We start from the raw sequence: 5,723 nt of genomic DNA on the forward strand, positions 1-5,723 counted from the left end.
GCCGGGGACGCGGGGGAGGTCGGGGAGGCGGGTGAGGCCGTGGAGGTCGGGGAAGCCGGGGAAGCCGGGGAGGTCGGGGAGGTCGAGGAGCCCGCCGCGCTCAGCTGGGCGCTCGGCCCGGACGCCACCGCCCGGCTGATCGCCCGGCACGGTGCCGGTGCCGGGCTGGAGGCCGTACTGCTGGCCGCCTTCGCCGAGGCCGTCACCGGCGACAGCGGCCGCCCCCGGCTCGCCGTGGAGGTCGAGACCCACGGCCGGGACGCGGTCGGCGACCCGGGCGAATTCCTGGACACCGTCGGCTGGTTCACCGCCGTCAAGCACGTCGAACTGGACGCCGGGGCCACCCCGGACACCGTGGCCCGGCGGCTGCGCGAGGCGCCCGTCCGGCCGATGGACGGGCCCGGCGAACGGCCCGCCGTCGGCTTCAACTTCCTCGGCACCTTCCGGCTGCCCGGGGAGCCCGCGCTGGACTGGACCGTCGCCGCCGAACAGGCCGGTACGGCCCGCTGCGCGGGCGGCGACCCGCTGTACGAACTGCGGCTCACCGCACGGGTGGTGGAGCAGCGGCTGGTCGCCGACCTGGTGTACGGCCGGCCCGGCCTGCCGCACCCCGCCGCCGAGTCGATCACCGGGCGGTTCGCCCGCGCCGTGGCGGCCGAGGCGCGGGCCGATGTCGTCAGCCGGGCCGACGCCGCGGCACCGGAGGCCGCACCGCCCGTCCGGGCGCCGCTGTCCACCTCCGGCCAGCTGCTGCACCCCGGCGTCGCCCCGATGGCCCGGGCGACGGTGCGCGAACCCGCCCGGGTACTGCTCACCGGCGCCACCGGCTACCTCGGGCGGCACCTGCTGGCGGCCTTCCTGGCGCGCGGTGCCGAGGTCACCTGCCTGGTGCGGGCCGCGGACGACGCCGAGGCGCTGAGGCGGCTCGGCACCGGCGCGGCGGGCGCGGCGGGAGCGGTCCGGCAGGCCCGGGCGCTCGCCGGGGACATCGACCGGGACGGCCTCGGCCTCTCCCCGTCCGCACTGGAACACGCCCGGGGCGCCCACCTGGTGGTGCACGCGGCGGCGGACGTCCGACTGGTGGCCTCGCCCGACGAGCTGGAGCGCACCAACCACACGGCGGTGCGCCGACTGCTCGACTGGGTCGGGGAGCACGCCCCGGACGCCCGGGTCCACCACGTCTCCACGCTGGCCGTCTCGGGCGGCGTCGACGGCCCGCCGCGCCGCTTCAGCGAGGCGGACCTGGAGATCGGCCAGCACTTCCGCACCCCGTACGAGCGGACCAAGTACCGCGCGGAGCAGGCCGTCCGGGCCTGGGCCGCCCGCGGGCACGCCGCCTACCTGCACCGCAGCGGCCACATCGCGGCGCACAGCCGGACCGGCGCGTTCCAGGCCAACGCCGGCGACAACCGGATCTACCAGCTGCTCCGCGGCTACCTGCTGGCCGGCGCCGCGCCGAGCCGACCGGGCACCGCCTTCGCGTTCTCGTACGTGGACACGGTGGCCGCCGGGATCGCCGCGATCGCCCTCGACCCGTACGCCGCGCCCGGCGCGTACCACGTGGAGACGCCGCACGCCGTCCCGCACGACGAGCTGGTGCGGTGGCTGGCCGGGCACGGCTACCCCGTACGGCTCACCGACGAGGCGGCCTTCGCGGCCGCCCTCGCCCGGGCCGAGCGCCGCCACCCGACGGCCGCCCGGGTGGCCGCGGCCTGGGCGGCGCAGGAGGAGCGCCGCGTCCTGGTGGACAGCTCGTACACCACCGCGGTGCTCGACCGGCTGGGCGTGCGCTTCGCCGCGCCGACCCCGCGGTGGTGGTCGGCCGCGCTCTCCTGGGCCGCCGAGGCCGGCTACCTGCCGCCCGTCGGCCCGACCCCGCTCACCCGTGACGACGTCCGTGACGAGGTCGGTCACGACACCGGTGACGGCACCCGTGACGACGTCCGCGACGGCGCCGGTCACGACACCCGAGACGACATCCGTGAAGGCAGGACCAACCCGTGAAGGCAGGCCCCGTGTCCCAGCTCTCCCCGGCGCTCAAGCAGGCCACCCCGGTCGTCGCCGTACGCGGCGAAGGACTCCACCTCTACGACGCCGACGGCCGCCGCCACCTCGACTTCACCTCCGGCGTGGGGGTGACCAGCACCGGCCACTGTCACCCGAGGGTGGTCGAGGCGGTCCGGGAACAGGCCGGCCGACTGATCCACGGGCAGTACACCACCGTGCTGCACGACCAGCTGCTCACGCTCACCGAGCGGCTCGGCGAGGTGCTGCCGTCCGGCCTGGACTCGCTGTTCTACGCCACCGCCGGCACCGAGGCGGTGGAGGCCGCGCTGCGGCTCGCCCGGCACGCCACCGGGCGCCCGAACGTGATCGTCTTCGAGGGCGCGTTCCACGGCCGCACCATGGGCGCGGCCTCGCTCACCACGGCCGGCACCCGGTTCCGGGCCGGTATCGGCCCGCTGATGCCCGGGGTCGCGGTGGCGCCCTTCCCGGCCGCGTTCCGGCTCGGGCTGTCCGAGGACGAGGCGGTGGCGCACGCCCTGCGCGGACTGGACGAGGTGCTCGCCACCGTCTCCGCGCCCGCCGAGACGGCCGCGATGTTCGTCGAGCCGGTGCTCGGCGAGGGCGGCTACGTCCCGGCCCCGCCCGGCTTCCTGGCCGGGCTGCGCGAGCGGGCCGACCGGCACGGGATCCTGCTGGTGGTGGACGAGGTGCAGACCGGCTTCGGCCGCACCGGCCGGTTCTGGGCCCACCAGTACGAGGCAGGGGTGCGCCCCGACATCCTGATTACCGCCAAGGGCCTGGCCAGCGGTTTCCCGCTGTCCGCGATCGCCGCGCCCGCCGAGCTGATGGGGCGCGCCTGGCCCGGCTCGCAGGGTGGCACCTACGGGGGCAACCCGGTGGCCTGCGCCGCCGCCCTGGCGACCCTGGACGTGCTGCGCGAGGAACGGCTGGTCGAGAACGCGGCCGAGCAGGGCGCCCGGTTGCTGGCCGGGCTGCGGGCGGTCGCCGCCGAGGCGCCCGGGATCGCCGACGTCCGCGGGCTCGGGCTGATGGCCGCCAGCGAGTTCTGCCGCCCGGACGGCACCCCGGACCCGGAGGCGGCCCGGCGGGCCCAGCAGGCCGCGGCCGAGCACGGCCTGCTGCTGTTGCTGTGCGGGATCCACCTCAACACGGTCCGGATGATCCCCGCGCTGGTCGTCACGGCCGAACAGATCGACGAGGGCCTGGAACTGTGGGCGAAGGCCGTCGCGGCCGGCGGCCGGTAGGGAGGAGAGGACATGGACGCGGTGACCGAAATCGGCTGGAGCAGCCTGGAGTTGGACGCCCGGCGGGAGCTCTGGTCGCTCCCGCTGGAGGAGCGGGAGCGGCGGCTGCTCTGGGCCGACGCGCGGGCCGGACAGTGGGGCGCGGGCGAACAGGTGCGGACCCGGCTGCGGGAGTTCGTCCGGAACGCCGCCGACTCGGTGGGCATCACCCATGTGAGCGGCCTGGTGGACCCGACCCGCCCGGAGCAGGAGATCACCGAGGTGCTCTCCTTCCTGCTGGGGGACTTCGGCCGGATCGTCCCGCAGAACGGGCGCGGCGACCTCACCTCGGTGCTGCACGACCAGGACGGCGACGGCAACACCGAGCTCGGCTTCCACTGCGACACCTGTGACCTGCTGGTCCTGCTCTGCCTGCGGCCCGCCTTCGACGGCGGCGGGCTGACCAAGCTGGCGAGCGCCCGGCACGTGCACGACCTGATCGAGCGGGAGCGGCCGGACGCGCTGGCCACGCTCCGCGAGGAGTGGACCTTCGACCGCAGCGGCCGAGCCGGCCCGCAGGTGGTGGTCACCCCGATCCTGTACGACCGCAAGGACGGGACGATCGGGTGCTACTACCAGACCCGCACCGTCCGCTCGTCCCCCGACCGCGGCGGACCGGAGTTGACGGACCGTCAGTGGGAGGCGCTCGGCGTGCTGGACGAGGTGCTCTACCGGCCGGAGATCGCCTTCGGGCTGCCGATGGCCGCCGGTGACCTGCTGATCATCCGCAACAGCCGTGTGCTGCACGGGCGTTCGCCGTTCATCGACGAGCCGGGGCCGTACTCCCGGCGGATGCTGCGGATCTGGGTGAACGAGGGGGAGGAGTGGACGCCGTGACCACAGCCGTGACCACAGCAGGCGAGGGCGGCGGCGTGCCGGCGCCGCACGGGCGGGTGGCGATCGTCACCGGCGGGGGCAGCGGCCTCGGCCGGGCCTCGGCGCTGGCCCTGCTGGCGGCCGGCTGGACCGTGGCCGTCGCCGGGCGGCGCAAGGACGCGCTGGAGGAGACCGCCGCCCTGGCCGGGCCCGGAGCCGCCCGGGTGCTGCCCGTCCCGACGGACATCCGCAGCCCGGAGGAGGTCGCCCGGCTCTTCGACACCGTCCTCGACCGCTACGGCCGGGTGGACCTGCTGTTCAACAACGCGGGCGCCGCCGCCCCGCGCCGGCCGATCACCGAGACCCCGTTCGAGGACTGGAACCGGGTACTGGACACCATCGTCACCGGCGGCTTCCTCTGCGCCCGCGAGGCCTTCCGGGTGATGAGCACCCAGACCCCGCAGGGCGGGCGGATCATCAACAACGGCGCGCCCTCGGCCTACGTGCCGCGCCCCAACTCCATCGCGTACACCGCCGCCAAGCACGCCGTCCTCGGCCTCACCAAGGTGCTCGCGCTGGACGGCCGGGCGTACGGCATCTCCTGCGGGCAGATCGACGTCGGCAACGTCACCCCGGTGGACGGCGGCCCGCAGCCGGCCGCGATGCAGGCCGACCGGACCATGGCCGTCGAGGCGACCATCCCGGTGGACCGCTTCACCGAGGCCCTGGTGCTGATGGCCTCGCAGCCGCCGGACACCACCATCCAGTCCCTGGTCGTGCTGCCGACCACCATGCCGTTCGTCGGACGGGGGTGAGCTGTGCTGGTCAGCGCACGCTCCTTCGCGGAGTACCGGGCGATGTTCGCGCTCACCGAACGCGACCTGGAGCAGCGCGTCCTGGACTGCCCGGCCGGCGCGGCGAGCTTCGTGGCGGAGGCCGGGCGGCGCGGCATCGACGCCGTCGCCGTCGACCGGCAGTACGCCGAGCACCGCGAGGAGCTGGGCCGGCTGGTGGAGCGGGAGACCGGCTTCAAGCGCGAGCGGCTGCTGAAGGAGACGGCCGACCACGTGTGGTCCTGGTACGCCGACGCGGACGACATGATCCGCCGGTGGACCGCCAGCGCCCGGGACTTCCGCGCCGACATCGCCGCCCGCCCGGACCGCTACGTGGCCGGCTCGCTGCCCGAACTCCCCTTCGCCGACGACTCCTTCGGCCTGGTGCTCAGCTCGCACCTGCTGTTCTCCTACGGCAACCGGCTGGACGAGCACTTCCACCGGGCGGCCCTGCTGGAGCTCGCCCGGGTGGCCCGGCACGAGGTCCGGGTGTTCCCGCTGATGGTGTACGACACACGGGAGCGTTACCCCGGGCTGGAGCCGCTGCGCGAGGAACTGGCGGACCTCGGCGTCCCCAGCCGGGTGGAGCGGGTGGCCTACGAGTTCCGGCCGGGGGAGAACGAGATGCTGGTGCTCGCCACGGAGGGCTACCGGGCGCCGGCCCGGACCGCGGCGGGCGTGGCGGGAGCCACGGACCCGGTGCGGTGGCGGCACCGGGAAGCCGGGGCCTGACCGCTGCCGGTCGCCCGCTCGCGTCCCGGGC

The 5,723-nt window shown here is 75.7% G+C and carries 5 protein-coding genes; all 5 read left to right on the forward strand.

Annotation, left to right across the window (positions count from 1 at the left end):
• The coding region (locus ACFU6K_RS29525; RefSeq protein WP_380668113.1) for an SDR family oxidoreductase at window positions 1–2,004 on the forward strand (2,004 nt) is incomplete at its 5' end.
• An 11-nt stretch (window positions 2,005–2,015) separates the two neighbouring features.
• Window positions 2,016–3,272 carry an aspartate aminotransferase family protein gene (locus tag ACFU6K_RS29530; RefSeq protein WP_380668121.1) on the forward strand — a complete coding sequence of 419 codons (1,257 nt, stop codon included), beginning with the start codon at window positions 2,016–2,018 and terminating at the stop codon, window positions 3,270–3,272.
• Between the two features lie 12 nt (window positions 3,273–3,284).
• Window positions 3,285–4,148 carry a TauD/TfdA family dioxygenase gene (locus ACFU6K_RS29535; RefSeq protein ID WP_380668115.1) on the forward strand — a complete coding sequence of 288 codons (864 nt, stop codon included), beginning with the start codon at window positions 3,285–3,287 and terminating at the stop codon, window positions 4,146–4,148.
• Window positions 4,145–4,942, forward strand: a complete 798-nt coding sequence (locus ACFU6K_RS29540) for an SDR family oxidoreductase (RefSeq protein WP_380668117.1) — start codon at window positions 4,145–4,147, stop codon at window positions 4,940–4,942. Before ACFU6K_RS29535 ends, ACFU6K_RS29540 begins: the two co-directional genes overlap by 4 nt.
• Window positions 4,943–4,945: 3 nt before the next feature.
• The gene (locus tag ACFU6K_RS29545; RefSeq protein WP_380668119.1) at window positions 4,946–5,692 is read left to right on the forward strand and encodes a hypothetical protein; all 747 of its coding nucleotides are present in this window, start codon (window positions 4,946–4,948) and stop codon (window positions 5,690–5,692) included.
• Window positions 5,693–5,723 lie beyond the last annotated feature (31 nt).

The sequence above is a fragment of the Kitasatospora sp. NPDC057512 genome (genome assembly GCF_042802135.1).
GTDB lineage: Bacteria > Actinomycetota > Actinomycetes > Streptomycetales > Streptomycetaceae > Kitasatospora.

What these genes read in the sequence shown, in the direction of transcription:
- ACFU6K_RS29535 (WP_380668115.1), top strand. Translation starts at nt 3,285, where the DNA reads ATGGACGCGGTGACCGAAATCGGCTGGAGCAGCCTGGAGTTGGACGCC.